At 44.3% G+C, this 21,148-nt stretch carries 22 protein-coding genes, 3 tRNA genes and 1 riboswitch; of the genes, 13 read left to right on the plus strand and 12 right to left on the minus strand.

The features are described 5' to 3' along the window. Positions 1–37: 37 nt before the first annotated feature. A complete protein-coding gene (gene moaC, locus ACYQ4O_RS10270) occupies positions 38–514 on the plus strand; it encodes a cyclic pyranopterin monophosphate synthase MoaC (RefSeq protein ID WP_308513624.1) in 477 nt (158 codons plus the stop codon). A gap of 7 nt (positions 515–521) precedes the next feature. On the opposite strand, the gene ACYQ4O_RS10275 is transcribed toward moaC, so the two are convergent. The 3 genes from ACYQ4O_RS10275 to ACYQ4O_RS10285 all read right to left on the minus strand — a co-directional run bounded on the left by ACYQ4O_RS10275 (position 522) and on the right by ACYQ4O_RS10285 (position 3,729). Continuing rightward, positions 522–1,208 (minus strand): response regulator transcription factor, encoded by a 687-nt coding sequence (locus ACYQ4O_RS10275; protein ID WP_308513623.1) that lies wholly within the window; start codon positions 1,206–1,208, stop codon positions 522–524. Between the two features lie 414 nt (positions 1,209–1,622). Beyond that, positions 1,623–2,804, minus strand: a complete 1,182-nt coding sequence (locus ACYQ4O_RS10280) for an MFS transporter (protein WP_308513622.1) — start codon at positions 2,802–2,804, stop codon at positions 1,623–1,625. 28 nt (positions 2,805–2,832) lie between these two features. Further along, positions 2,833–3,729, minus strand: a complete 897-nt coding sequence (locus tag ACYQ4O_RS10285; protein WP_460175532.1) for a universal stress protein — start codon at positions 3,727–3,729, stop codon at positions 2,833–2,835. 171 nt (positions 3,730–3,900) lie between these two features. Between ACYQ4O_RS10285 and ACYQ4O_RS10290 the strand changes: the two genes are divergently transcribed. The 3 genes from ACYQ4O_RS10290 to ACYQ4O_RS10300 all read left to right on the plus strand — a co-directional run bounded on the left by ACYQ4O_RS10290 (position 3,901) and on the right by ACYQ4O_RS10300 (position 5,786). Further along, positions 3,901–4,698, plus strand: a complete 798-nt coding sequence (locus ACYQ4O_RS10290; protein WP_460175533.1) for a tRNA threonylcarbamoyladenosine dehydratase — start codon at positions 3,901–3,903, stop codon at positions 4,696–4,698. 131 nt (positions 4,699–4,829) lie between these two features. Further along, the gene (locus ACYQ4O_RS10295; protein WP_066594038.1) at positions 4,830–5,264 is read left to right on the plus strand and encodes a universal stress protein; all 435 of its coding nucleotides are present in this window, start codon (positions 4,830–4,832) and stop codon (positions 5,262–5,264) included. A gap of 120 nt (positions 5,265–5,384) precedes the next feature. Continuing rightward, a complete protein-coding gene (locus tag ACYQ4O_RS10300) occupies positions 5,385–5,786 on the plus strand; it encodes a hypothetical protein (RefSeq protein ID WP_066594036.1) in 402 nt (133 codons plus the stop codon). Positions 5,787–5,791: 5 nt separating this feature from the next. Here the strand turns inward: ACYQ4O_RS10300 and ACYQ4O_RS10305 are convergent, their stop codons facing one another. Further along, complete coding sequence (locus ACYQ4O_RS10305) at positions 5,792–5,923, minus strand: hypothetical protein (RefSeq protein ID WP_460175534.1); 132 nt, start codon at positions 5,921–5,923, stop codon at positions 5,792–5,794. A 30-nt stretch (positions 5,924–5,953) separates the two neighbouring features. On the opposite strand from ACYQ4O_RS10305, the gene ACYQ4O_RS10310 reads away from it, so the two are divergent. Next, entirely contained in the window at positions 5,954–6,706 is a 753-nt protein-coding gene (locus ACYQ4O_RS10310; protein ID WP_066595903.1) for a Nif3-like dinuclear metal center hexameric protein, read from the plus strand. A 44-nt stretch (positions 6,707–6,750) separates the two neighbouring features. Further along, positions 6,751–10,209 carry an autotransporter outer membrane beta-barrel domain-containing protein gene (locus ACYQ4O_RS10315; protein WP_460175535.1) on the plus strand — a complete coding sequence of 1,153 codons (3,459 nt, stop codon included), beginning with the start codon at positions 6,751–6,753 and terminating at the stop codon, positions 10,207–10,209. A gap of 95 nt (positions 10,210–10,304) precedes the next feature. Here the strand turns inward: ACYQ4O_RS10315 and mscL are convergent, their stop codons facing one another. Continuing rightward, positions 10,305–10,796 (minus strand): large conductance mechanosensitive channel protein MscL, encoded by a 492-nt coding sequence (gene mscL / locus ACYQ4O_RS10320; RefSeq protein ID WP_066594032.1) that lies wholly within the window; start codon positions 10,794–10,796, stop codon positions 10,305–10,307. Positions 10,797–10,966: 170 nt separating this feature from the next. On the opposite strand from mscL, the gene ACYQ4O_RS10325 reads away from it, so the two are divergent. From ACYQ4O_RS10325 to ACYQ4O_RS10340, 4 genes are all read left to right on the plus strand, one after another. Next, positions 10,967–11,572 (plus strand): glutathione S-transferase N-terminal domain-containing protein, encoded by a 606-nt coding sequence (locus ACYQ4O_RS10325; protein WP_066594030.1) that lies wholly within the window; start codon positions 10,967–10,969, stop codon positions 11,570–11,572. 1 nt (position 11,573) lies between these two features. Next, on the plus strand, positions 11,574–11,969 hold the full coding sequence (locus tag ACYQ4O_RS10330) for a stringent starvation protein B (protein WP_460175536.1): 396 nt from the start codon (positions 11,574–11,576) through the stop codon (positions 11,967–11,969). A 111-nt stretch (positions 11,970–12,080) separates the two neighbouring features. After that, positions 12,081–12,155, plus strand: a tRNA-Thr gene (locus tag ACYQ4O_RS10335). 41 nt (positions 12,156–12,196) lie between these two features. Then, positions 12,197–12,271 (plus strand) — tRNA-Thr (locus ACYQ4O_RS10340). Positions 12,272–12,364: 93 nt separating this feature from the next. On the opposite strand, the gene prmC is transcribed toward ACYQ4O_RS10340, so the two are convergent. From prmC to hemA, 3 genes are all read right to left on the minus strand, one after another. Continuing rightward, the gene (gene prmC, locus ACYQ4O_RS10345; protein ID WP_460175537.1) at positions 12,365–13,177 is read right to left on the minus strand and encodes a peptide chain release factor N(5)-glutamine methyltransferase; all 813 of its coding nucleotides are present in this window, start codon (positions 13,175–13,177) and stop codon (positions 12,365–12,367) included. After that, entirely contained in the window at positions 13,170–14,252 is a 1,083-nt protein-coding gene (prfA, locus tag ACYQ4O_RS10350; RefSeq protein WP_460175538.1) for a peptide chain release factor 1, read from the minus strand. The genes prmC and prfA overlap by 8 nt, the downstream gene beginning before the upstream one ends. Positions 14,253–14,355: 103 nt before the next feature. Next, on the minus strand, positions 14,356–15,645 hold the full coding sequence (gene hemA, locus ACYQ4O_RS10355) for a glutamyl-tRNA reductase (protein WP_460175539.1): 1,290 nt from the start codon (positions 15,643–15,645) through the stop codon (positions 14,356–14,358). Between the two features lie 150 nt (positions 15,646–15,795). On the opposite strand from hemA, the gene ACYQ4O_RS10360 reads away from it, so the two are divergent. Continuing rightward, on the plus strand, positions 15,796–16,335 hold the full coding sequence (locus tag ACYQ4O_RS10360; protein ID WP_308513614.1) for a hypothetical protein: 540 nt from the start codon (positions 15,796–15,798) through the stop codon (positions 16,333–16,335). On the opposite strand, the gene ACYQ4O_RS10365 is transcribed toward ACYQ4O_RS10360, so the two are convergent. The 3 genes from ACYQ4O_RS10365 to ACYQ4O_RS10375 form a co-directional block, all read right to left on the minus strand. Beyond that, positions 16,319–17,107 (minus strand): hypothetical protein, encoded by a 789-nt coding sequence (locus ACYQ4O_RS10365; protein ID WP_460175540.1) that lies wholly within the window; start codon positions 17,105–17,107, stop codon positions 16,319–16,321. The genes ACYQ4O_RS10360 and ACYQ4O_RS10365 overlap by 17 nt on opposite strands. Before the next feature lie 92 nt (positions 17,108–17,199). After that, positions 17,200–17,784: a TMEM165/GDT1 family protein gene (locus tag ACYQ4O_RS10370; protein ID WP_308513612.1), complete on the minus strand. Its 585-nt coding sequence runs from the start codon at positions 17,782–17,784 to the stop codon at positions 17,200–17,202. Between the two features lie 4 nt (positions 17,785–17,788). Beyond that, positions 17,789–17,966: riboswitch (yybP-ykoY riboswitch) on the minus strand. Between the two features lie 55 nt (positions 17,967–18,021). After that, positions 18,022–18,097 (minus strand) — tRNA-Phe (locus ACYQ4O_RS10375). Positions 18,098–18,339: 242 nt separating this feature from the next. Between ACYQ4O_RS10375 and ACYQ4O_RS10380 the strand changes: the two genes are divergently transcribed. Together ACYQ4O_RS10380 and ACYQ4O_RS10385 are read left to right on the plus strand one after the other, a co-directional pair. Further along, a complete protein-coding gene (locus tag ACYQ4O_RS10380) occupies positions 18,340–19,131 on the plus strand; it encodes a DsbC family protein (protein WP_460175541.1) in 792 nt (263 codons plus the stop codon). Positions 19,132–19,210: 79 nt separating this feature from the next. Then, positions 19,211–19,648 (plus strand): DsbC family protein, encoded by a 438-nt coding sequence (locus ACYQ4O_RS10385; protein ID WP_308513610.1) that lies wholly within the window; start codon positions 19,211–19,213, stop codon positions 19,646–19,648. Here ACYQ4O_RS10385 and mltA read toward each other — a convergent pair. Continuing rightward, complete coding sequence (mltA, locus tag ACYQ4O_RS10390) at positions 19,645–20,847, minus strand: murein transglycosylase A (protein WP_460175542.1); 1,203 nt, start codon at positions 20,845–20,847, stop codon at positions 19,645–19,647. The genes ACYQ4O_RS10385 and mltA overlap by 4 nt on opposite strands. Between the last annotated feature and the right edge of the window lie 301 nt (positions 20,848–21,148).

A 21,148-nucleotide genomic window follows, 5' to 3' on the forward strand; every position in this document is an offset into this window, starting at 1 on the left:
GAAATAACTTAAGTTGTAACCAAATATAGGATTTCTAATGGCAGAACTAACTCATTTTAACCAATCGGGTGAGGCCCACATGGTTGATGTCGGAGAGAAAGGCATTACCAGAAGAATAGGTATCGCAGAAGGCTGGATCCGCATGCAGCCGGAAACATTGAAGAAAGTCCAGGAAGGGACTTCCAAAAAGGGCGATGTGCTTGCCGTAGCACGAATCGCTGCAATCATGGGATCCAAAAAGACTCCGGATTTAATTCCGCTTTGTCACCCGATTTCGTTGACCCATGTAAATGTGGATTTTGAAATTTTTGAGAAAGAGTCAAAAATTCGCTGCGTCGTGACATGTGAAACTTGGGGCAAAACAGGAGTTGAAATGGAAGCGCTCACCGCCGTTCAGGTAGGCTTGCTTACTATTTACGATATGCTGAAAGCCGTGGACAGAGGTATGGTCATGTTCGACATCCGCCTCTTAGAAAAGCACGGAGGAAAAAGCGGCGATTGGTTCGCCGCTTAGTTAAGAATTATTTCTCTAAGATGCCCAGCTGGGAGGCTTCGTAAACAGCCTCTCCGCGGGAGTGCACCTGAAGTTTACGATAAATCTTTTTAATGTGTGCCGTGACCGTATGACACGAAATTTGCAATGTTTTGCTGATTTCAGAGAAACTCATACCTTTGGCAAGCAGTTCGAGAATCTGAGATTCTCGCGGAGAGAGAGGATTGTTGGGAGAAGCGACTACGCGGGCGCCATCTTTTTTCCGGTTTTCTCTGCCTTTTTTTGCCTGAATGGAGTCTAGGACAACTCGTGCGACGGGAGGACTAATCGGGCTTCCTCCGGATGCCACGACACGGACGCATGCGGCAATATCAATTGCTTCAGGTTCGCCTTTTAGAATGTAGCCTGTAGCGCCGTTGTCTATAGCGGCTTTAATGTCAGTTGGGGTGTTTTTTGCGCTGATGACAACACAATTTCTCACGCCGTAATCAGTTAAAGCCAAAGATATCAAATCGGCACCGTTTCCGTCGGGGAGATCGATTTCCGTGATCAACAAATCGCAGGAGGTCTGACTCAACAATAGATTGGCTGAGGACATGCTTGAGCAAATACCAACTAGTTTGATTGTGGGATCATGAATCAAACGTTGGCGGTACAAGCGCTGTGTCTCTAAATCAGACTCGGCAATTAATACTGAAATTTCTTGATTTAACAAAACACCCTCCTACAACTACAAAACTCTTCCTTCTATAAAAAATATAAAAAACTTTTGTTACGGTTAGAGAAATATTAGAAGTAACAAAAGGTGGGTTTACTTCATACTGCTATTTTACAGGGGTGAATGAAAAATAACCATGAGTAAAGTACTATATCGTATTAAGAAAACCCCTTAAATGAAAGTACTATTTTTAACATTTTGTTAGCTACTCATTCATAACCCCTTAATTATTAAGGATATATAAAAGTTATTTTGACAAGATCAATCAATAATAAGCTGAATGTAAAAATTCAGCACGATATTGTTACACTCTTAGTTGCAATTTTGAAAAGACAAAATACTTTTTTATCATTTCGGCTCGTAAAACGCCGTCCTTCAAGAAGGGATATAAGGCCGGATCTCGGCTTTTAATCACAAGGAAGTCGGGGATGAGATATTTTTATTGGAAGCTTTCAAGTAACCCGCTCCGGCTAGTAAGGTACCTCCTAAAGACCAGAAAGCTGCTGCTGCGCCGACTAAACTTCCTCCGGCGCCGAATAATAGCGGGAATACACAGTGACTTGAATTCATCAGCATCGTTCTGATGCCGATTGCTTCTCCAATTCTTCCTTCCGGCGTCACCGTGTGAAGTAAGGAAAGGACATTAGGCTGAGAGGATCCCAGAGACATACCGAGTACGGAAACAAAGACAAATAGAAGCGGAAGAGAATGAATGAACGGAAATACCAAGAAAATAAGCCCGCTGCTGGCCAGTACAAAAATAATGATCTTCCACTCTTCGAATGCCTTGGAAATAATCGGCATGACTGTCCTGACGGCAAAAGTAGAAATGGAAAAGGCACTCAGCAGCCAGCCGATTTGCACGGCATCTAGCCCAATTTCCGTACCGTACACCGGAATCATGAACGCTTGAAGATCCCAAGCCATCGAAACAAAGGCCGAGGCAATGAGAACATTACGAACAGGTTTGAGAGCGAAGAGTTCAAGAGCGCTGTGCTTTTCAGTCCGCTTTAGTTTAGAAATATTGCTGATATTCTTTGGAAAATTTGAACTAAGCAAAAAGAAGGCCAGGCCCCCAACTATTGCAAAGCTGAAGGCAGCAAGATAAGCGTAGCTGAAACTTCCCAAATCAATGAAGTACCCCGCCATAACGGGACCTGCCGATCCTGACAAAGAAAAGGCAATTGATTGATAAGTGAAAGCCGTTGCTCTGGTCTTATTGGTTGAAAGAACTCCAATGAGACCCTGTCCGCTGATTAAGGCAAAGAGAAAACCTGTTCCCGCCAATAAACAAGTGATGAAAACCGGCCAGATCCCGAAACTTTCGTAAGGCAGAAAGACCGGAACTAGTGAAGCACTGCCCACCATTGATGCAGCTATCCCGAAGGGAAGCTTGACGCCGACCTTATCAATCCATTTGCCGACATGAATGGCAATAAGTGCGGGGATGAGAGAATAGGCAGAAAGAATCGCGCCGACCACCCAAGCAGATTCTTGATGATCGAGCGCGTAGAGAGTAGATATCACTCTTGAGGACGTAAAGCCACAATGCATCAAACCCATAATTACAACGAGTTTGATAACTTTAAGCATATTAAGTCCTCATAAGAGCTGGCTGTGATTAAGCCTGAATAACTAACAAAGGTGTTTCGCTGATAGCTGCGATACGAGTTGCTGTGGATCCGAGGACGGCTGCTTTAAATGCACCGTAGCCGCGGGTTCCCATAACGATTAGATCCAAACCTTCTTTCTTAGCATAGGCGGCAATTTCATCGCCGGGATTTCCGACAAGGCAAATTTCTTTAGTTGCATAACCGGCTTTGTCGAAGCCTGCGCGGATTGGACCGACAGCTTCTTCGAATGCTTCTTTCTGCATAGAACGTACTTCGGACTCATTTAATGTCGGAAGTGCCATTCCGGCCATATCCGGCATTACTACGCCGGAGTAATCGCTGACGACGTTGATCAAATGGAATTCTGCGTTATCGCCGAAGAGATCATGATTCTTCAAAATATATTGAACCGCAGCTTCTCCATATTTAGAGCCGTCAATGGCTACGCCGACTTTCAGTGAGTCATTTGCAGGGGCAGGTTTATTTCTTAAGATAAGAACAGGTTTGTTGCTCAGTGCCAGAACCGCATTAGTAACGGAGCCGAGTAATAAGCCCTTCAGAGCAGATCTGCCATGAGAGCCCATAATAATCAAGTCAGCTTCAGTATCTTCAGCAACTTGAGCAATGGTCGGAGCGGCTTCACCTACGGCGAATCGGGACTGTGCATTGACATTAGCTTTCTTTAAAGCTTGGACAGCGGGTTCTAAAACGATTTGAGCTTCTTCGTCATAGTAGGTCTTCAATGCACCGGAACCAACTAAGTTAGATGCACGTGATGGTACTGCTGCTTGGACGCTGAGAAGTTCGACGGTTGGGTTGTGACCCAAAAGAGTTGCACGCGAAGTTACGAAGTCAATTGAATTCTTGCTGAATTCACTCCCATCAATAGGAACTAAAATTTTCATAGATATCCTCCTCTGTATCGGCTGTACTTATTCTAATTGTTGTAAAAATCTTTGACTACAAAAATCCGTATAACATTAACTGAAGCCAGCCATTAAGACTATTATGCGGTGGTCAAGCCAATAGTGTAACGGCAAATTGTCATTGAAAATAAATAACTAAAAGGTATTGAATTGTCGAAAAACTTAGAACAAGCTGATCTAAAAAGAAGATTCTCGGGAGTCGGACGTTTATACACGCCTGTCGGTCAAAAAAACATTAACGAGTCTCACTTTATTGTTGTTGGTCTCGGAGGAGTGGGATCGTGGGTAGCGGAGTCTTTGGCTCGAACAGAAGTAGGCCACATTACTTTGATTGATTTAGACAACGTGGCTGAAAGCAACACGAACCGGCAGATCCAGGCCCTCGACGGAAATTACGGAAAGCCCAAAGTTCAAGCGTTGGCCGAGAGAATAGCCCTGATCAACCCTGCTTGTAAGGTTGAATGCATTGAAGATTTTATTGAGCCGGATAACGTCGATGAAATGCTCCCGAAGGACGGCATCGTCATCGACTGCATCGATAATGTCAGGGCAAAAGCAGCGATGATCAATACTGCTCTCAAACGCGGTCAGACGATTATTACTTGCGGAGCGGCCGGAGGACGCAAGGATCCTCTGCGAATTAAAATCGATGACCTGGCTTTGACAAAGGGAGATCCGCTCTTATCCCGCGTCAGGGCTCGTCTTAGAAAGGAGTATGGCTTTCCTAGGAAAAATGTTTCCGGAAAAGTCACGAAATTCAAGGTGCCGGCTGTATTTTCCGACGAAGAGGTTCTTCAGCCCAATGAGCAATGCGAGCTTCAAACTATGGGCGGACTTTCATGTGCAGGCTACGGATCCGGCATGGTTGTGACGGCATCAGTAGGTTTAGCCGCATCAGCCCTAGCCCTCAGAAATGTTGCGGCAGGCAATAAAACTATTCGGATTTAGAGCTGGAATTCTTAATTTTTGCGATGGAAGTTTTTGCAAAATTTGTGATTTGCAAAAAAATATTTCATAGAATGTGTGGCTGCGAGTAATATTAAAGATTAACGAGCTAATCGGTAGAGAACAGGAAAAATATGTATTCAAAGATTTTAATTCCCACAGACGGTTCAGAATTATCAGATAAAGCCCTCGAAGCCGGTGTCAATTTTGCCAAAGCCCTTGGTTCTTCTGTTGTTATTGCAACAGTGATTGAGCCTTACAGTTACTCTAATCTTTCAGAATACAGACCTGAAAGTATTGATCAATATGACTCTCGAGTCAGAGAATTGGCTCAGGAAAGACTTGAAGGGGCTAGAGAACTGGTTGAGAAGAAAGAAGTTCCCTGTGAAGTGGTGGCCTTTAAATCTTTTTCACCTGCGGAAGCAATTATCGATGCCGCCACTGAATATGGCTGTGATCTGATCTTTATGGCCTCTCACGGTCGTCAAGGTTTAGCCGCTGTACTGCTTGGCAGTGAGACTCAGAAAGTCTTAACTCATTCCAAAATTCCTGTAATGGTCTATCGTTAATTTTTCGCTAGTCCGCCGACAGTCTCAATTAATGGGTCAACAGTCTCTTTTTAGGGAAGAGGTACTGCATTGTTGTTTGCGAACGGGGCAAAATATAAGAAAATTATTTGAGGAGTGTTTATGTCCGAACCAGTTCAACAAGAAAAGCCAGAACAGGCTGAAGATGCTCAGATGAATCCTGAAGAGCTCTATAGAGAAGAGATCTACACGGACCGTAAAATTGGCGTGATTCGTGCTTTGATTCCTATTCACGTCAGTGGTGAATTCGATGACAGAAGACCTGTAATTTATACAGGTGAAGCTCAGATCATGACCCAGATGGGACCTCTCCCGATTTCCTTCGAAATCAAGGCTGATAACCTTGCGGATGCAGTTGCTAAGTACAAAGAAGCTGCTAAGGCAGGTGTGCAGGAAACAATCCAGAAACTTCAAGAACTGCGCAGACAAGAAGCCAGCAAGCTTGTAGTTCCCGGTCAGCCTGGATTTACTCCACCGTCCGGAAGCGGAATCGTAATGCCTTAACTGGCTTAGTAAACGAAAGAGGCAGCAGAGATGTTGCCTTTTTTCATATATCCAATCAGCGTCATAACGTCAGACTTGCGTTCAGGCAGCAAAAAATATCGATTGCTGTGCAGGTCAGTACTATTAAGAAATTCCAATTTCTTTCTTCTCCAATGAGGGATTATTTTATGAAAACTGCCGTGATTGAAAAAACACTAAATGAGTTTCTAGACATTAAAAAAATCAAGGATTACGCTCCAAACGGCCTTCAAGTTGAGGGTTGTAAAGATACAACAAAAGTTCTTTGCGGGGTTACGGCTTCTTTAGAACTCATTGATAAGGCGATAGAAATTGGTGCCCAGACAATTATTGTTCATCATGGCTACTTCTGGAAGAATGAAAGTCCGTGCATCACCGGAATCAAAAAGAAACGACTTTCAAGGCTCCTTACAAAAAATATTAACCTCTTGGCTTACCATCTTCCGCTGGATATTAACCCCGTGATCGGCAACAATTATCTTTTCGGAAAATTGCTCGGAATTCAGGATGGACGGCCCCTTGAAGATTATCCATGTTTGAACATAGGAACATTGCCAAAACCCATGACCGTGTCGGAATTGGCTAATCTCATCAGTACTAACCTCAATAGACCACCCCTCTCCATATTTTTAGACTCCGACAAAATTTTATCGACTGTTGCTTGGTCAACCGGAGCCGCCCAAGACTACCTGGAAACCGCATATGAAGCAGGAGCTCAAGCTTACATAAGCGGAGAAATTAGCGAGAGAACGGTGCTGGAGTCCCGTGAATTGGATACTCCTTACTTTTCTGTTGGGCATCATGCCAGCGAAACATTAGGCATACGAGCTCTTTCGGAATGGCTCAAACAGCAGTTTCCTGAACTCGAAGTTTCTTTCGTCAATATAGACAATCCGGTATAGCGGAATCTATCAGCGCGACAGGGCTCTTAACATAAAGGAAATTTATGCCTTCCATTTTGAAAGGCAGGGCGAAGTCGTGCCTTGTTTTGGCGGTTTTTAATGCCGCGATGTGTTTATCTTCCGTTGGTGCTCAAGAGCAATCTTCGGAAAACTGGTTGGAGATCTGGAAACAAAACGGATTCGCTCAGATCTCAGATGACGAATTAGTAGAACAATTTGCTTCTGAGGCAAAAATTGTATCTGACAGCGCCGTACTCACGGAATTCTTTGCAGATTTGACAGCGCCGGACTTTGACATTCTCAAGCCCGGTGCCTCGGTGAATTTCGGCTATGAATTCAACTCTCAGCGCCTACCTGTTCTGGCGTTATCCGATTCCTCCGTAACATTGAAACTGAATTTATTCGGGTTGAACAGAGGTGAGAACACTACCGGCATCAATCTGCTTCAAGTCAACGGAAAAACGAAATTCCTGGAAGATGTTTCTCTTTCTTTGGCATCAAAGGGTGAGACAGCGGCAATGCTGCAGGTTAATCTGTCTTCGGAGGCAACGTTTAATGCCGGATTGAACGCTCAGCAGTGGTCAGAGGCTAATAATACTTTGGTTGATATTGCTGCCGGTTCTTCGTTAATTTTAAAGGGCACCTCAGAGCTTTCTTTTGAAACTCCTGGTAAGGTGGGTACAGGCATCCGGTTTGCCAAGAGTTCCTCAGTTTTAAAAGTCAACAGCTCTTTAACAATCAATGCGGCAAAAATTTTTGAAGGTGCCGGCCATATAGAGGTTGCGCCCGGTGACGAAGGAAAAATTATCCTCAACGGCTCTTTAAAAGATTTCACGGGAGATTATGTTCAAAAGGGAGGTTTCTTTGAAACTTCCGGAGAATTTAATAAAAATTCGGAAGGTTATGTTGTCGGATGGCTCTTTACCGATGTAAACATTACGACGACATCTTCTAATCTTCTCAAGATCTCAGCTTCTGACTGGGGATTGACAAGTCTTCAGGAAAGCACCTTCAGTAATGGAAGCACCTTTAATTCGATCACTTTAACAGATGCCTCTGTTTCGTTGGATTATTTACTGCGCGCACAGGAGGTCTACAAAGATTCCGTGCTTATTGCCGCGGGCGAAGTCACGGTGAGGGAAGGGCAGTTGAGCGAAGTGACCTTTGACCAACACTTCGGAGTTCTTGACAATCCGAATGTGATTCTTTCTCACGTGACTTTAAATCTTAAAGATGAGAGTCTTCTTCAGAACAAGGAAATTAAGATTGGAGCTTTGAAGCTCGATACGCAAGGGGATGTGCAGTTAGAAAACAGTAATGTTGTCCTTTACAGCGCAAAAGGTGATGTAACCGAGAACATCTCAAAGCTTATTGTGGAAAACGGCTCTTCCCTATTAATCCATGGACAAGCTAAATACTCTCATACTCGAAACTACTATGAACCGACTCTCTTAAACAGCCGAGTCCTTACCAAGGAAGGTGCCTTATTTACGCTTTCCGGTCAAGTCGCTGTGAAGTCAGGCTCCGATGTCGAGAATCAAGGAGAGATGAGAATCGCGTCAAATGCTGCGATCCGCTTCATGGATGATGTAAGCCAGAGTGAAACGGGTAGTCTGAAGATTGAGAACGACTCGACTGCACAGTTCTATAAAGATTTGAACAATGCCGGTACGGTTTTGCTTGACGGAACTTTGTTAAGTAGTTCTGTCAATAATTCAGGAGAGATAAAAATCCGTGGCTTAATGGCGGTTTCTTCATTGAATTTGGCATGGGGCAGCCGAGATCTATCCGGAACTGCTTTGGAAGTTCAGGAAGGAGGGATACTTAAGGTTCAAGAGCTGACTACAAAAGACAGCAGTTTTAGCTTGAAAGGGGCCAAAGACGGAGCAACTTCCTGGGCAATCATCGACAAGCTGTCATTGAATCACTCCGAGCTATCCGTTGAAGAGAATTCTGTTTTACTTTACGGATCCTGCTCATCGGGACTGAGCTTTCAAAAAGAAAGCGTAGAGGGGCTAGTTAAAGACTTCAGACTGAAGAACTATGCCATCCTCGCCGTGAATTCTTCGCTGCAATTAGATAGTTCATCGAGCATTGTCTTGGGTAGGGGTGCGGTTCGGTCTAATGGTGCAAATCTTGTGTTTGGCGAGAGTTCCGCATTGCTCTTTAATCCTGCAGCTTCGGGGCCGGTCTTTACGGCGAATGGGTCAGCGTCTCTGGGTTTGGAACAAGGCAGTAAGCTTATTGTGCTTGATCCTTTTAATTTAGGATATCTCACGGATTCATCAGTTGATATTGATCAAGGGTTCATTGGAAGCGAAATTGTGTCAGCAAATCCAAATGTTCTGCTCGGACTAAAGAAGGACGCAAAAGGGTGGAAGTTTGAACGCATCGATATTGTTGAGCAAAACTTTCTTTATCCTCAAATACAGAATGTTCTCTATAACGATTTTGAAGACTTTAATGTAAATTCCGCAAATATCGGCGCCCAGTTTTTTGCGCGAGCAGATAATGAAAAATATATGAGCGCTCCCCTATCGCATCGTTTGTTGGCAGAGGGTACGCAATTGTCAGCTTTAACGGGAGCTAAAACGACCGCTTTCCTAAATGCTAATGAAGCATTGAAGGGCCAAATGGATGGAATTCAGAAGAAGTTCCTCCGCAGCGGAGAGACTGAACTCTATGGCGGCATTATCGGATCAGTTGTATTTTCTAAACACATTAACTCTTACTTAGGCGAAGATAAATTTAAAGCTTTTTCTGAAGGAGTCAGAGCAGGGGCTGTGTACGCATTCACTGATTCCCTGAAGGGTGCTTTTGGAGCTAGTGCGGTCAGAACATCTTCGAAATCTTCGGGTACGGTTATAGAAGCCAAGAATAAGCAATGGAACTATGCCCTAAATTTTGCTCTGCAAAAAGAATTTGATAATTGGTTCCTTGGGTCTCAAGCAGGTTTCTATCACGCTAATAATCGCATTTCCGGTGTGATGCCGTCTTCCATGGAGATGGATGACCTGAAGTTGAAAGGAAAATTCAACTATATGAGCTTAGGTGCAGCAGCCGGAGTGCGCTTCAAAGAGTGGGGAGACATGAGCTTCCGACCCACAGTCTGGCACTATCCGAAGCATACCGAGAACACGCAAATAGGAGGGGGAGGCGCTTTTAGCCTTAAGATGAAAGCTCAGACTTTTATTGAACTTCCGCTGGAATTAAATATCAATCAAAAAATTTCAACATTTAAAGGTGTTGATCTCTCAGTGCATGGCGCCCTTGAAGGTTCTCTGAGAGTCGGACAGACAAAAGATAAAGCGCGTCTTTCAATTCCCGGAATTAATGCCTCGCAAAAAATCGTAACGGGAGAAATTAACCGTTGGTCTGCTTCCGCTGAGTTTGGTGTTCAGGGCCAAGCTAAAAACTTTGGAGTAGCGGCTTTTGTTGCTGCCCAAACGGGAGACACACGACTTGCCGTTACAGGGGGCATTAAGGGAGTTTGGAGGTTCTAGAGACGACCTGAATTCTTTTGTGTCGAGAGTGACGAGTTCTTGATGATGAAATGGTCGAAAGATTTTTTTCATTCGACCATTTCAAATATGTGGTGTTATTGCTGCGGCTTGTTCTTCTTTAACTCAGCCAGAATTTCACGAAGCAAAATCGTATCTTCGGGAGTAACCGGAGCAGGTGCAGGTTTTTCTTCTTCGGCTTTAATTTGAGCTTCGAGTTTCTTTCTCATTGAAGACAAAAACTTGAGCATGCAGAAGATCACCAAAGCTAAAAGAAGGAAGTTGATAATGGCGGTTAAGAATGTGCCGTAACCTAACACGGTAGCGCCGGCCTTAGTGAGTGCGTCGTAGGTCATTGGGCCGGAATAATCCGCGGGCATTTTCATAACCCAGAACAAATTTGAAAAGTCCGGTTTGCCGATAATGACGCCAAGAATTGGGTTAATAATATCTTTGACAAAAGAATTAACAATATTGTTAAATGCTGCACCGACGATAACGGCTACAGCTAAATCAATAACATTACCTTTGGAAATAAAGGCCTGGAACTCTTTGAAGAATCCCGATGCCTGTTGCTGTACAGAAGCCATGAATACACCTTTCGGTTAATACTATTTAGGCTGATTCTAGAAGAAAAGATTGAAGAAATTAGCGGCTGAACTCGAAATTGGTGATTTCAAAGATTTGGGATTTTTAATCAAATATTTTAAAATTCGGATATTTAGTACATTCTCAATTAAATTAGGAGAGGAATACCCTCATGATGGTTCTTTATTCTGGCAACACTTGCCCATTCTCGCAGCGTTGCCGTTTCGTTCTTTTCGAAAAAGGCATGGATTTTGAAATCCGTGATATCGATCTTTACCACAAGCCTGAAGATATTAATGTCATGAACCCCTATGGTGAGGTTCCCATTCTGGTTGAAAGAGATCTGGTTTTATACGAATCCAACATCATTAATGAATACATTGACGAAAGATTTCCGCATCCGCAGCTGATGCCGCCTGATCCGGTTGAAAGAGCACGTGCAAGACTGACTCTCTTTAACCTTGAAAGAGAAATCTTCGTGCATGTAAAAACTTTGGAAGACAGAAACTCTACCGAAGAACAGCGCGAAGCTGCCAGACAGAAGATTAGAGACAGCTTGGTTGGTTTGGCTCCTGTCGTTGCTAAGAGAAAATATCTCAACGGCGATGAATTCTCTATGCTTGACATTGCTTTAGCCCCGCTTCTTTGGCGTTTGAGCTACTACGGCATTGAGCTTCCTCCTGCCGCTATGCCTGTTCAGAAATATGCTGAAAGAGTTTTCTCCAGACCTGCATTTATCGAGGCCTTGACTCCATCTGAAAGAGTAATGCGTAAATAAAATGTTTTTTAATAAACCTGACGTTCCTCCTTTTACTCCCTATGCTCTCAGAGCATATTACGAATGGGCCGTTGATAATTCCTATACTCCGATGATTCAAGTGGATCTTCAGAGCAATAAAGATGAAATCAACGTCCCCGCAAAATTTGAAAACGACAAAGAAATCGTTTTCAACATTAGCCCTGAGGCATGCGGAAATTTAGAAATCGGAAATGAGTATGTTGATTTTGATGCCAGATTCGGCGGCCAGGCTCATCATATCCACTTCCCGGTGGAGAACGTTAAATTGATAGTCTGCAGAGAGTGTCAATTTGGTTTGCCAATGGATCTTTTCCCGGGAAAACGGGTAAAGAAAAAAGATACACGGCCTAAGAAACCAGTATTTTCAGAGGTTTAAAAAGTTAGAGGACAGATTCATCTGTCCTTTAATGTTTTTAAATGTATATTTTTGCTTTGTTTAACACGAAAATAGATTTTTTGTGTACAATGCGTACCTCGTTAGTGAGGAGCCCGTTTAGCTCAGTGGTAGAGCAACCGCCTTGTAAGCGGTAGGTCGTCTGTTCAAATCAGTCAACGGGCACCACAAATCTTCGTGGTGTATCTCTTCTCTCTAATTCTCAAGTGGCCCGTTTAGCTCAGTGGTAGAGCAACCGCCTTGTAAGCGGTAGGTCGTCTGTTCAAATCAGTCAACGGGCACCACTTCGTTCCTTTTTAAAAAATCCAAATTATTCTGTTATCTCAGTGTTAGCGAGAGTGACTTTTTACTTTCAAAATTGTTTTCACAGCTCGAGACTACTCGGTCCAGACCGTAAATCTGTCATTGCCGCCGTAATCACGTAAAGTTTGTGCGCCCCCAAAGCTGTTTTTTTCAGCCAGTTGTCTAACTGCAGAACCTTGATCCCAGCCGTGTTCAATGGCTATGACAGAAGGTTTTTCTTGAAGAGCAGACGCTTGTGAATAGATTGTTTCAATACAGCTAAGACCGTTTCCATGATCAGTCAGTGCAGATAAGGGTTCAAAGGTTAATTGCTTAAGATGCTCATCGTGCCGATCAATATAAGGCGGGTTGCTGACTATAACATCAAAGCTTTCGCCGGCAGGGAGGGCTTTAAGCCAATCTCCTTGATAAAACTTAATTTCAGCTCCTAAGTTCTCAGCGTTCTTTTTAGCTGTAGCTAAGGCATTCTCGGAGATGTCGGTGGCGATTACCTCTAAGTCCGGTCTTTCCAGTTTAAGAGTGACAGCAATACAGCCTGAACCTGTTCCCAGGTCTGCAGCTTTAGCGTTTTTCGGAATATGGTCAATCAGCCATTCGAGCAGACATTCTGTATCCGGCCGAGGAATAAGGACGGAGGGATTGACGAAGAAGGGACGAGAAAAGAATTCTTGAGTCCCGACAATATAGGGGAAGGGCTCTCCGTCTAAACGGCGTCTGACCGCTTCGGAGAGCTCGTGAATTTCGTTTTCGGAGAGAACTAAATCTTTTCTTGTTAAAGTCTGGATTTGTGTCAAGCCTAGAAAATGACAAAGGAATCCTCTCTTTTCAGATGCGGGGAGGAGCGTGGCTTGATACCACTCTCCCAGCGTCATCGGCTTATTAGGCATCGTTGCTGAGATTTGCCAGCTGTTCTGCCTGGTATTCGGCTCCTAAGGATTCGATGATTTCATCCATGTCGCCGTCCATAATGGAATCCAGTTTATAGAGAGTCAAATTGATTCTGTGATCGGTAACTCGCCCCTGCGGATAATTGTAGGTACGGATTCTTTCACTTCTGTCACCGGAGCCAATCAAAGATTTTCTCATGGATGCTTCCTTTGACTGCTGTTCGGCAACTTGTGCAGCTTTGATTCGAGCAGCTAAGACTCCCATGGCTCTTTCTTTATTCTTGTGCTGGCTTCGTTCGTCCTGGCATTCAACAACAATACCGGTCGGAATGTGGGTGATTCGAACTGCACTATCTGTTTTCTGAATGTGCTGACCGCCTGCGCCGGAAGCACGGAAAACGTCCACACGGATATCACCGGGGTCAATGACGACATCACCGATTTCGTCTTCTTCCGGAAGTACGGCAACCGTACAGGCGGAAGTATGAACTCGTCCCTGAGATTCAGTTTCCGGCACGCGCTGAACGCGATGGCCGCCGCTCTCAAACTTCAATTTCGAGTAGGCACCTTGTCCGATGATTCGAACAACGATTTCTTTGTAGCCGCCAAGGTCGGATTCACTGGCCGAAACAAACTCAATGTTCCATTTTTGGCGTTCTGCATATCGGGAATACATTCTGAAGAGGTCGCCTGCAAATAAGGCGGATTCGTCTCCGCCAGTACCTGCTCGGATTTCTAAGAAGATATTCTTGTCATCGTTAGGGTCTTTCGGCAGAAGAAGAATTTGAAGATCTTGCTCGGCTTTTTCCAAGGTTTCTTTGGCTGCTTTGATCTCTTCAGCGGCAAATTCAGCCATTTCCGGATCTTTGAGCATTTCTTCAGCAGTTTTCAGATCCTCTTCTGCGGTTTCAAATTCTTTTGTCTTGAGCACAACAGGTTCAATTTCAGCTCTTTCTTTGGAGAGAGCACGGAATTTGTTCATGTCGCTGGTGACATTCGGATCTTGCAGGGTGGTATCAATTTCTTCTAAACGTCTGGCCATTTGAGCCAGTTTGCTTCTCATCGAGTCTTTCATGTTCAACTAATTAATTGAATTTTGTGAAATTCTAATGTGTAAAGGCGTGATTTGTCTCTTCAGACACAAAAATGAGTTGAAGAGGAGAGAGAAGGAGCGAACGCTAATGGCCGTGATACAAGAAAAAGTTCTGTAAGAGGTCTAAAACTTTCTGGTAGTCTTCATCAGGAAGACTTTGATTATTTCTGAGAGTAGTAAGCGGATCGTGGATGAACTTATTCATCAAAGATTTGGACATTTGCTCCAGAACTTTTTCAGGGTCCTCTCCCTTGGCCAAGGCTCGTCTAGCCTTTTTTATCTCTCTTTCGCGAAGAGCTTCCGCTTTTTCCTTTAGAGAAATAATCTGAGGTACGGAATTTCGGGCGGACATCCAAACGTGGAATTCGTTGACTCTTTCTTGAATGAGAACTTCAGCGGCTTTCACTGCTTCCTGACGTCCTTTTATGCCTGCTTGAACTACTTTGCCGAGATCATCAACGGTATACACATAAATGTCATCGAGATTGCTGATTTCCGCTTCAATGTCGCGAGGCACTGCCAAATCCACCATAAACATCGGGTGGTGACGGCGTTTTTTAATGGCTCGCTGAGCCATGCCGAGTCCGATGATAGGCAGAGAGCTGGCGGTACAGGAGACAACAATGTCGTAGTCAGCCATTACTTCCGGCATGTCGGAAAGTTTGATGGCATCGGCGCCAATCTGGTCTGCAAGAGCTTGCGCTCTTTCAACAGTTCTGTTGGCGACGGTGACTTTTTTAGGATTCTGTGCACAGAAATGCGCTGCGCACAGTTCAATCATTTCACCGGCTCCAACGAACAAGATGCTGGAATTAGAGATGTTCCCGAAAATTCTGTTGGCCACTCTGACGGCGGCCGCGGCTAAAGAAATAGATCTTGTGCCGATTTCAGTAGTTGACCGAACTTCTTTGGCTACTGAAAAAGTTTTTTGGAACAAATGGTGAAGATACAAGCCTAAAGAACGGGCTTCTTGAGCTGTTTTTTCGGCTTTTTTAATTTGACCTACGATTTGGGTTTCACCCAAGACCATGGAGTCCAAGCCCGAGGCAACTCTGAATGCATGTCTGGCTGCTTCTTCGCCGATGTAGAGATAAAGGTGTTCTTCGAGTTCGGCAAGTTGAACTTGTTTTTGTTCCGCAATGAACTCTCTTAGACTGCGGGCTGCTTTTTCAGAATCTTGAGCTGCGCAATAGATTTCGGTACGATTGCACGTAGAAAGAATTGCAGCTTCCGAGATGCCTCCCTTGTCTTGGGGTGAGAGCATCGCTCGAATCATATTGATAGAATCTTTCAGCTCATCCGGCCCATAGGATACTTTCTCTCTCAAAGAGAGAGGGGCAGTGTTGTGATTAAGACCAAGAATAAGCAGATTCATGAAAAAACGGCGTCACAGAGTGTTTAATAAAAAACGTGAATTATAGTTGCTATGGCCAAGCATACCAACCCACTTCGACTTACCATATTAGAAATAGTGCATTATTCTTATCTTAAAGTGTAATTCTTTAGGTAGAAACGAGGAACGGTAATGACAACAAAACTACCCGTAGTTCGTAAAGAGCAGGAAAATGTCGGAGAGTCCAGACAGATTCCTACGGAAGACGATGATCTCGAAGCGGCAATTCAACGCTGTAAGAAACTCGTTACCAAAAGAGCCTTGTATAGCGCAGGGGCTTCGTTGGTGCCGATTCCCGGAGTCAATATTACCGTTGATGTTGCCTTGATGGCTTCGATCTTGAATTCCGTTAACTCGGAATTCGGACTTTCTCCCCGAGAAATAGAGAGATTATCCACGGATCAGAGGCTTCAAGTATTTGCCATGATTACGGCAGTTGGCAGTTCGTGGGCCGGAAAGTATATTACGGCTCCGTTAGTGACGGCGGTGCTTAAGAAACTAAGCGTACAGATAACGGCAACACAGGCTGCGAAATTTGTTCCGATTCTCGGGCAAGTTGCCGGAGCCGGGATTTCGTTCGCCGCGATGAAGTTTATCGGGAATAAACATATCGAAGACTGCGTCAGAATTTCTCGGCTCTTTTCTCAAGCGAAATCTAAGGAGCAGGCGTAACGCCTGGATTTAAGACCGGAGCTTTGATTTGATAGCTTGGGGTCTGCAGAGGAATCATGAAGCCATTGGACAAAAGTTTCTGCACTAACAGCTGAGAGTAAAGTTCAATAGTTTTTTCATTTGAAAACTGCTCAAGAAGTGTAGTGAAGGAAGCTGTCCACAAAGTTTGATAGTCCTTTGCCAGCAAAAGCTGGATATTGCTCACTAAATACTGATTGGTAGTAACTGAGGGTGGAATTGCCCATCCTCCCCACATCGGACCGGGGCCCATGAACGGACCAGGTCCCATGAACGGTCCGGGACCGAATGGTCCGGGTCCGAAAGGGCCGCCCCAGAAAGGATCGGGACCCCACGTCACACCGGGATTGTAGACCGTCTGGTTTTTTACACCGTTAAACGTAATGACGAGGATGTCGCTTGCCTTAGCATTCTTGGCCGCTTGTCGAAGAATCGGTAGGTTCAGGCCTCCGTTTTGAAGCAGAACGCCGGATCCTGGGTTTAGATATTTGTACGCCGGTTCCGAAGGAATACCGTTCAAAGTAAACGTCGTGCTCGTAATATCTTCGTAAAGCCTTTGGGTAGTCGGATCTGAGGACACCGCAACAACTAAAATTCCGGTAATGGTTTTTTGATCAAAAGTAACGCTTTGATTCAACCATTGCGAATTCATCTGAGTAGGATTGACTTGTTCCTGCACCGCTGTACATCCATTGAGAGCTAGAAGCCCTGCGATGGATAGAACGAGCAGAAGTCCTCGGTAAAGTTTCTTCATATTTATCCTCTCTGTTTCTAAGACAGATGATTCAATTCTAAAAAGCTTTCCAGGTTCCTCAAACTCTCTTTCTCAGATTGAGAGTACGCAAGTTAAGAGATTTTCGGCGTGAAGTCCAAGGCTACGAAGATGCCGATGATTACAAAGAGAGCCGCGGAAATTAAGCGTACCCATTTAACCGGTATTTTTTCCGAAAGTTTGTCGCCAATCCAAACCGCAGGAACGTCGGCAATTAACATACCCAGGGTCGTACCGGCAACAATGATGAACGGGGTGCCGTAGCTGGCCGCAAGAGCAACGGTAGCAATTTGTGTCTTGTCACCCATTTCAGCCAAGAAAAAGGTAATGAAAGTAATTCCAAATACACCCCATTTTTCCATGAATTTGTTTTGAGGGATGCCATCATCGTCCATTTTGTCCGGAATAAGAATCCAAATAGCCATTGCAACGAACGACAAGGCAAGGACCCATCTCAACACATCAGGACTGAAGAGTCCGGCAAGCCAAGATCCTGCAAGCCCTGCCAATGTGTGATTAAAGATGGTCGCGACAAAAATACCTAAGATGATAGGCAACGGCTTTTTATATCGAGAAGCTAGAAGGAAGGCTAAGAGCTGGGTTTTGTCGCCCATTTCTGCAAGTGCGACAACACCGGTAGATAGTAATAGGGTTTCCATTATTGTTTTCTCTTTTCTGCCGGTAAGTAAAATCAACGATAAAACAGGCAGACCGGCGGCCGCCTTTTTATCGTTGGTCTCACCAAGCTGAAAACCGACAGCGCCATGATTTATTCAATCAAGTATGTTGACCCTGTCTTAGACACCGGAATGTCTAACGGTTACTCCCCAATGATCGGAATATCTTAATTGTAAGAAAAAATCCCAAGGACTTTTACATCCTCGGGATATTTATTCTGGTGGCTAGAGACGGAATCGAACCATCGACACACGGATTTTCAGTCCGTTGCTCTACCAACTGAGCTATCTAGCCGGCTCAATCAAGAGAAGTCGAACTATACAGGAGAAATTTTAATCGTGCAACTGTCCCGGACAAAAAGTTAAATTTATTTACATTTTGAGAAAAGTTCACTTCTTCTGCAGGCCATGCACCGCGAGATATCTTGAAACCAAAGATTAATTTTTTAAGATTGAGCAATTACTTCAACTGTTATTATTGGCCTGCTAAAGATTTATTGCTTTTCGTATTGATTACATACAAGGTTAAAGTCAGAGATGCTCAAGAAATTTATTTGTTTAGCTGTCCTTGCCGCCGTTTGCGGTGCTGGACAGGCTCAAACACCTGAACAAAAAGCCGCTCCCGCCGAAGCAAAAGAAGTTGTGCAAAGCACTAATGATTCTGCACAAGAAAAAGAGTTGGATAGAATAAGAAAACTAGCTCAAGGACGTTTGGGAGTCCAAGTCAAGCATGTGCTTCCCTCTCCGATTCCCGGACTCTACGAATTAGCCGTGAATAATGAGATTATTTACATGGATCCGACCGGGGATCATGTTTTGATGGGCGAAATCTTCAATACCCTGTCCAGAAAGAATCTCACTCAAGAAGCAAAAGATAAACTTTTGACAATTGATTTTTCTTCTTTGCCCCTTGCAGACGCAATTAAGACAGTTCATGGCAACGGATCCAGACAGATTGCCGTTTTCTCCGACCCAAACTGCTCCTTTTGTAAGAAGCTCGAGGCTAGCTTAGCGGGCATGAAGGACGTAACTATATATACTTTCTTGTACCCGGTAATCACAGCCGGATCCAAGGAGGCCAGCGCTAATATCTGGTGTTCTAAAGATCGTGCTTTGGCTTGGAAGCAGCAGCTTTTGGAAGGCAAAGCTGCCCCCAAACGCGCTGCAAACTGTGATATTTCTGCTTTAGATCGTAATATTGAGCTTGGTTCTAAACTCAACATAACAGGAACCCCGACTGTCTTTGTACCTTCCGGAAAGAGAGCTCCGGGCGCAGTCGGCATTGATTATCTTGAGAACCTTCTTTCTGAAGCTCCTCAGCACCCATAACTCATTTTGGAAACTAAAGCACTTGCATTCACAGGTTCTTTTCTATAGTTCTTCTAGAATTTTTTTTGGAGATTGAACAATGAAATTCGATGAAAAAAATTGGCCGGTAGAACACGCCTTTACGACTAAGTTAGGAGACGGCAGCGCAAAAATTGCAGTTTTCGCCGATCCTAACTGCGGATGGTGCAAACGTCTTGTGCAGGAAACGTTGAGCAAGATGGAAAATCTGACGGTTTACTGGTTCCTTTATCCTGTTTTAGGTGAAGACTCAGTTGTTAAGTCTGCCGTTATCCTCTCCTCCAAGACTCCGCATAAAGCTTGGTATGAATGGTGCATGGATGAAAAGGCACCGATAGGAATGTTCAAGGCTTCTCAAATGAAAGTCTTGGAAGACAACTCTCGTTTGGCTGAAAAACTCAAAATAGAAACGGTACCTGCAATCTTTTTAGAAGACGGTACAGGCCCGTTCGGTTTTATGACAGCAATGGAGCTCGGTGAAAAAATCCAGCATTCTTAACGAATATCTTCGGGAACTGCTCCCTTAGGGAGCAGTATCCATGCAGAGACATCGCTCTTTTGTTTTCCTGCATTCTTTCCGGCTTCATCTCCAAATCCCCAGAAAAAATCAAATCTTAACGGTCCTTTGATGGCTCCCCCTGTGTCCTGTGCGACAACAGGTCGGGTGAAATCTAAGGAAGGGTTGTCTTGAGAAGCATGAACAATCAGCGGTGTTCCCATGGGCACGAACTTTCTATCGACTGCCACAGAAGCCTTCGGAGTTAGAGGAAGGCCTTGGGCGCCAATCGGTCCTTCCGATGGATCAGTCACTACTCTCTCTTTGAAAAAGACAAAACTAGGATTTTGATCGAGAAGCTCATTTACACGAGTGGGATTTTCAACCGCCCATTTCTGAATATTCTGCATGGATAGCTCGTGTCTTTTCAGATAGCCTTTTTGAACGAGCCAAGAGCCGACGGCCTTATACGGATGGCCGTTTTGGTCATCGTATCCGACGCGAATAGTTTCACCAGCGGCAGTTTCCAATCTGCCGGAGCCTTGGATCTGCAAGAAGAAAACCGCGACCGGATCATCACTCCAGCCGATTGCATACTTATCTAAGTCTCTGCGTTGAACGATATGGCTTCGGTCGTCATAGGGAATAAGTTTCCTTCCCTGGAGCTTGCCTCGAAGACGCATTCCTTTCAGAGAAGGATATAAGCTGGCGAGGTCAACGATAATTAAGTCATCGGGCGTGGACAGAATCGGGATTTTGTGCCCGGAAGTTTTTTCCTTACTGATCTTCAAAAGTGGCTCGTAATAACCGGTCATGAGGCCGGATTCATCTTCGCTATATACGGTTCCCGTTTGCTTTCCGAGTTTAATTTTTGTGATTTTCCACGGAGTAAATTGAGAACGAAAGAAATATTCTGCCTCGCTGTCAGGGGTAGAGGCGGCTTTAGCACAAACTTCTTTCCATATCGCTTTTTTGCCGATGCTTCTGCAGGATACTCGAAAAGCTTTCAGACCGGCTTGCCAATCTTCCTGGGAAATCTGATTAATGGAAGAGTAATCGTCAATTGTCGTTCTGGTTTCTATAGACGTTGGTTCATCAATTTCTTTTTCCGGTTTGGTTTTATCAGTTGTTGAGCAGCCTGCGAGCAAAAGTGCCGCAGAAACGGCGGAGAGAAAAGAAAATCGGAATCCTAATTTGTGCATTTTGTTACCTCAAAGCAAGCCTACATTGTAGAGGTTGTAGGTAATAGGATAGGTGCTCGCGGGAGATTCAACCGGTGAACTACCCCAGACTGATCTTTGGAACCCGGAGCAAAGTCAAGGAGAAAAGTCAGTAAATTCCCTAATCTTGCGAGGCAAGATTCAAAATTTTTTTATTTTTTTTATTCCGTGTGAAGTTGGTTGAAATTCAGATCCACTCAATCTAACTCAATACATGGAAGTGGCCAATCTACCAATCTTTTCAGGCTGTTTAAAAAGTCGCTATTAACTTTCTTTGCCTACC

Source organism: Turicimonas sp. TL08, from assembly GCF_054660695.1.

What these genes read in the sequence shown, in the direction of transcription:
- ACYQ4O_RS10295 (WP_066594038.1), top strand. Translation starts at nt 4,830, where the DNA reads ATGTATTCAAAGATTTTAATTCCCACAGACGGTTCAGAATTATCAGAT.
- prfA (WP_460175538.1), bottom strand. Translation starts at nt 14,252, where the DNA reads ATGAAAGACTCGATGAGAAGCAAACTGGCTCAAATGGCCAGACGTTTA.
- ACYQ4O_RS10385 (WP_308513610.1), top strand. Translation starts at nt 19,211, where the DNA reads ATGAAATTCGATGAAAAAAATTGGCCGGTAGAACACGCCTTTACGACT.
- ACYQ4O_RS10315 (WP_460175535.1), top strand. Translation starts at nt 6,751, where the DNA reads ATGCCTTCCATTTTGAAAGGCAGGGCGAAGTCGTGCCTTGTTTTGGCG.
- ACYQ4O_RS10300 (WP_066594036.1), top strand. Translation starts at nt 5,385, where the DNA reads ATGTCCGAACCAGTTCAACAAGAAAAGCCAGAACAGGCTGAAGATGCT.
- ACYQ4O_RS10325 (WP_066594030.1), top strand. Translation starts at nt 10,967, where the DNA reads ATGATGGTTCTTTATTCTGGCAACACTTGCCCATTCTCGCAGCGTTGC.
- ACYQ4O_RS10280 (WP_308513622.1), bottom strand. Translation starts at nt 2,804, where the DNA reads ATGCTTAAAGTTATCAAACTCGTTGTAATTATGGGTTTGATGCATTGT.
- ACYQ4O_RS10310 (WP_066595903.1), top strand. Translation starts at nt 5,954, where the DNA reads ATGAAAACTGCCGTGATTGAAAAAACACTAAATGAGTTTCTAGACATT.
- ACYQ4O_RS10330 (WP_460175536.1), top strand. Translation starts at nt 11,574, where the DNA reads ATGTTTTTTAATAAACCTGACGTTCCTCCTTTTACTCCCTATGCTCTC.
- ACYQ4O_RS10380 (WP_460175541.1), top strand. Translation starts at nt 18,340, where the DNA reads ATGCTCAAGAAATTTATTTGTTTAGCTGTCCTTGCCGCCGTTTGCGGT.
- mltA (WP_460175542.1), bottom strand. Translation starts at nt 20,847, where the DNA reads ATGCACAAATTAGGATTCCGATTTTCTTTTCTCTCCGCCGTTTCTGCG.
- moaC (WP_308513624.1), top strand. Translation starts at nt 38, where the DNA reads ATGGCAGAACTAACTCATTTTAACCAATCGGGTGAGGCCCACATGGTT.
- ACYQ4O_RS10365 (WP_460175540.1), bottom strand. Translation starts at nt 17,107, where the DNA reads ATGAAGAAACTTTACCGAGGACTTCTGCTCGTTCTATCCATCGCAGGG.
- ACYQ4O_RS10285 (WP_460175532.1), bottom strand. Translation starts at nt 3,729, where the DNA reads ATGAAAATTTTAGTTCCTATTGATGGGAGTGAATTCAGCAAGAATTCA.
- ACYQ4O_RS10360 (WP_308513614.1), top strand. Translation starts at nt 15,796, where the DNA reads ATGACAACAAAACTACCCGTAGTTCGTAAAGAGCAGGAAAATGTCGGA.
- mscL (WP_066594032.1), bottom strand. Translation starts at nt 10,796, where the DNA reads ATGGCTTCTGTACAGCAACAGGCATCGGGATTCTTCAAAGAGTTCCAG.
- ACYQ4O_RS10370 (WP_308513612.1), bottom strand. Translation starts at nt 17,784, where the DNA reads ATGGAAACCCTATTACTATCTACCGGTGTTGTCGCACTTGCAGAAATG.
- prmC (WP_460175537.1), bottom strand. Translation starts at nt 13,177, where the DNA reads ATGCCTAATAAGCCGATGACGCTGGGAGAGTGGTATCAAGCCACGCTC.
- hemA (WP_460175539.1), bottom strand. Translation starts at nt 15,645, where the DNA reads ATGAATCTGCTTATTCTTGGTCTTAATCACAACACTGCCCCTCTCTCT.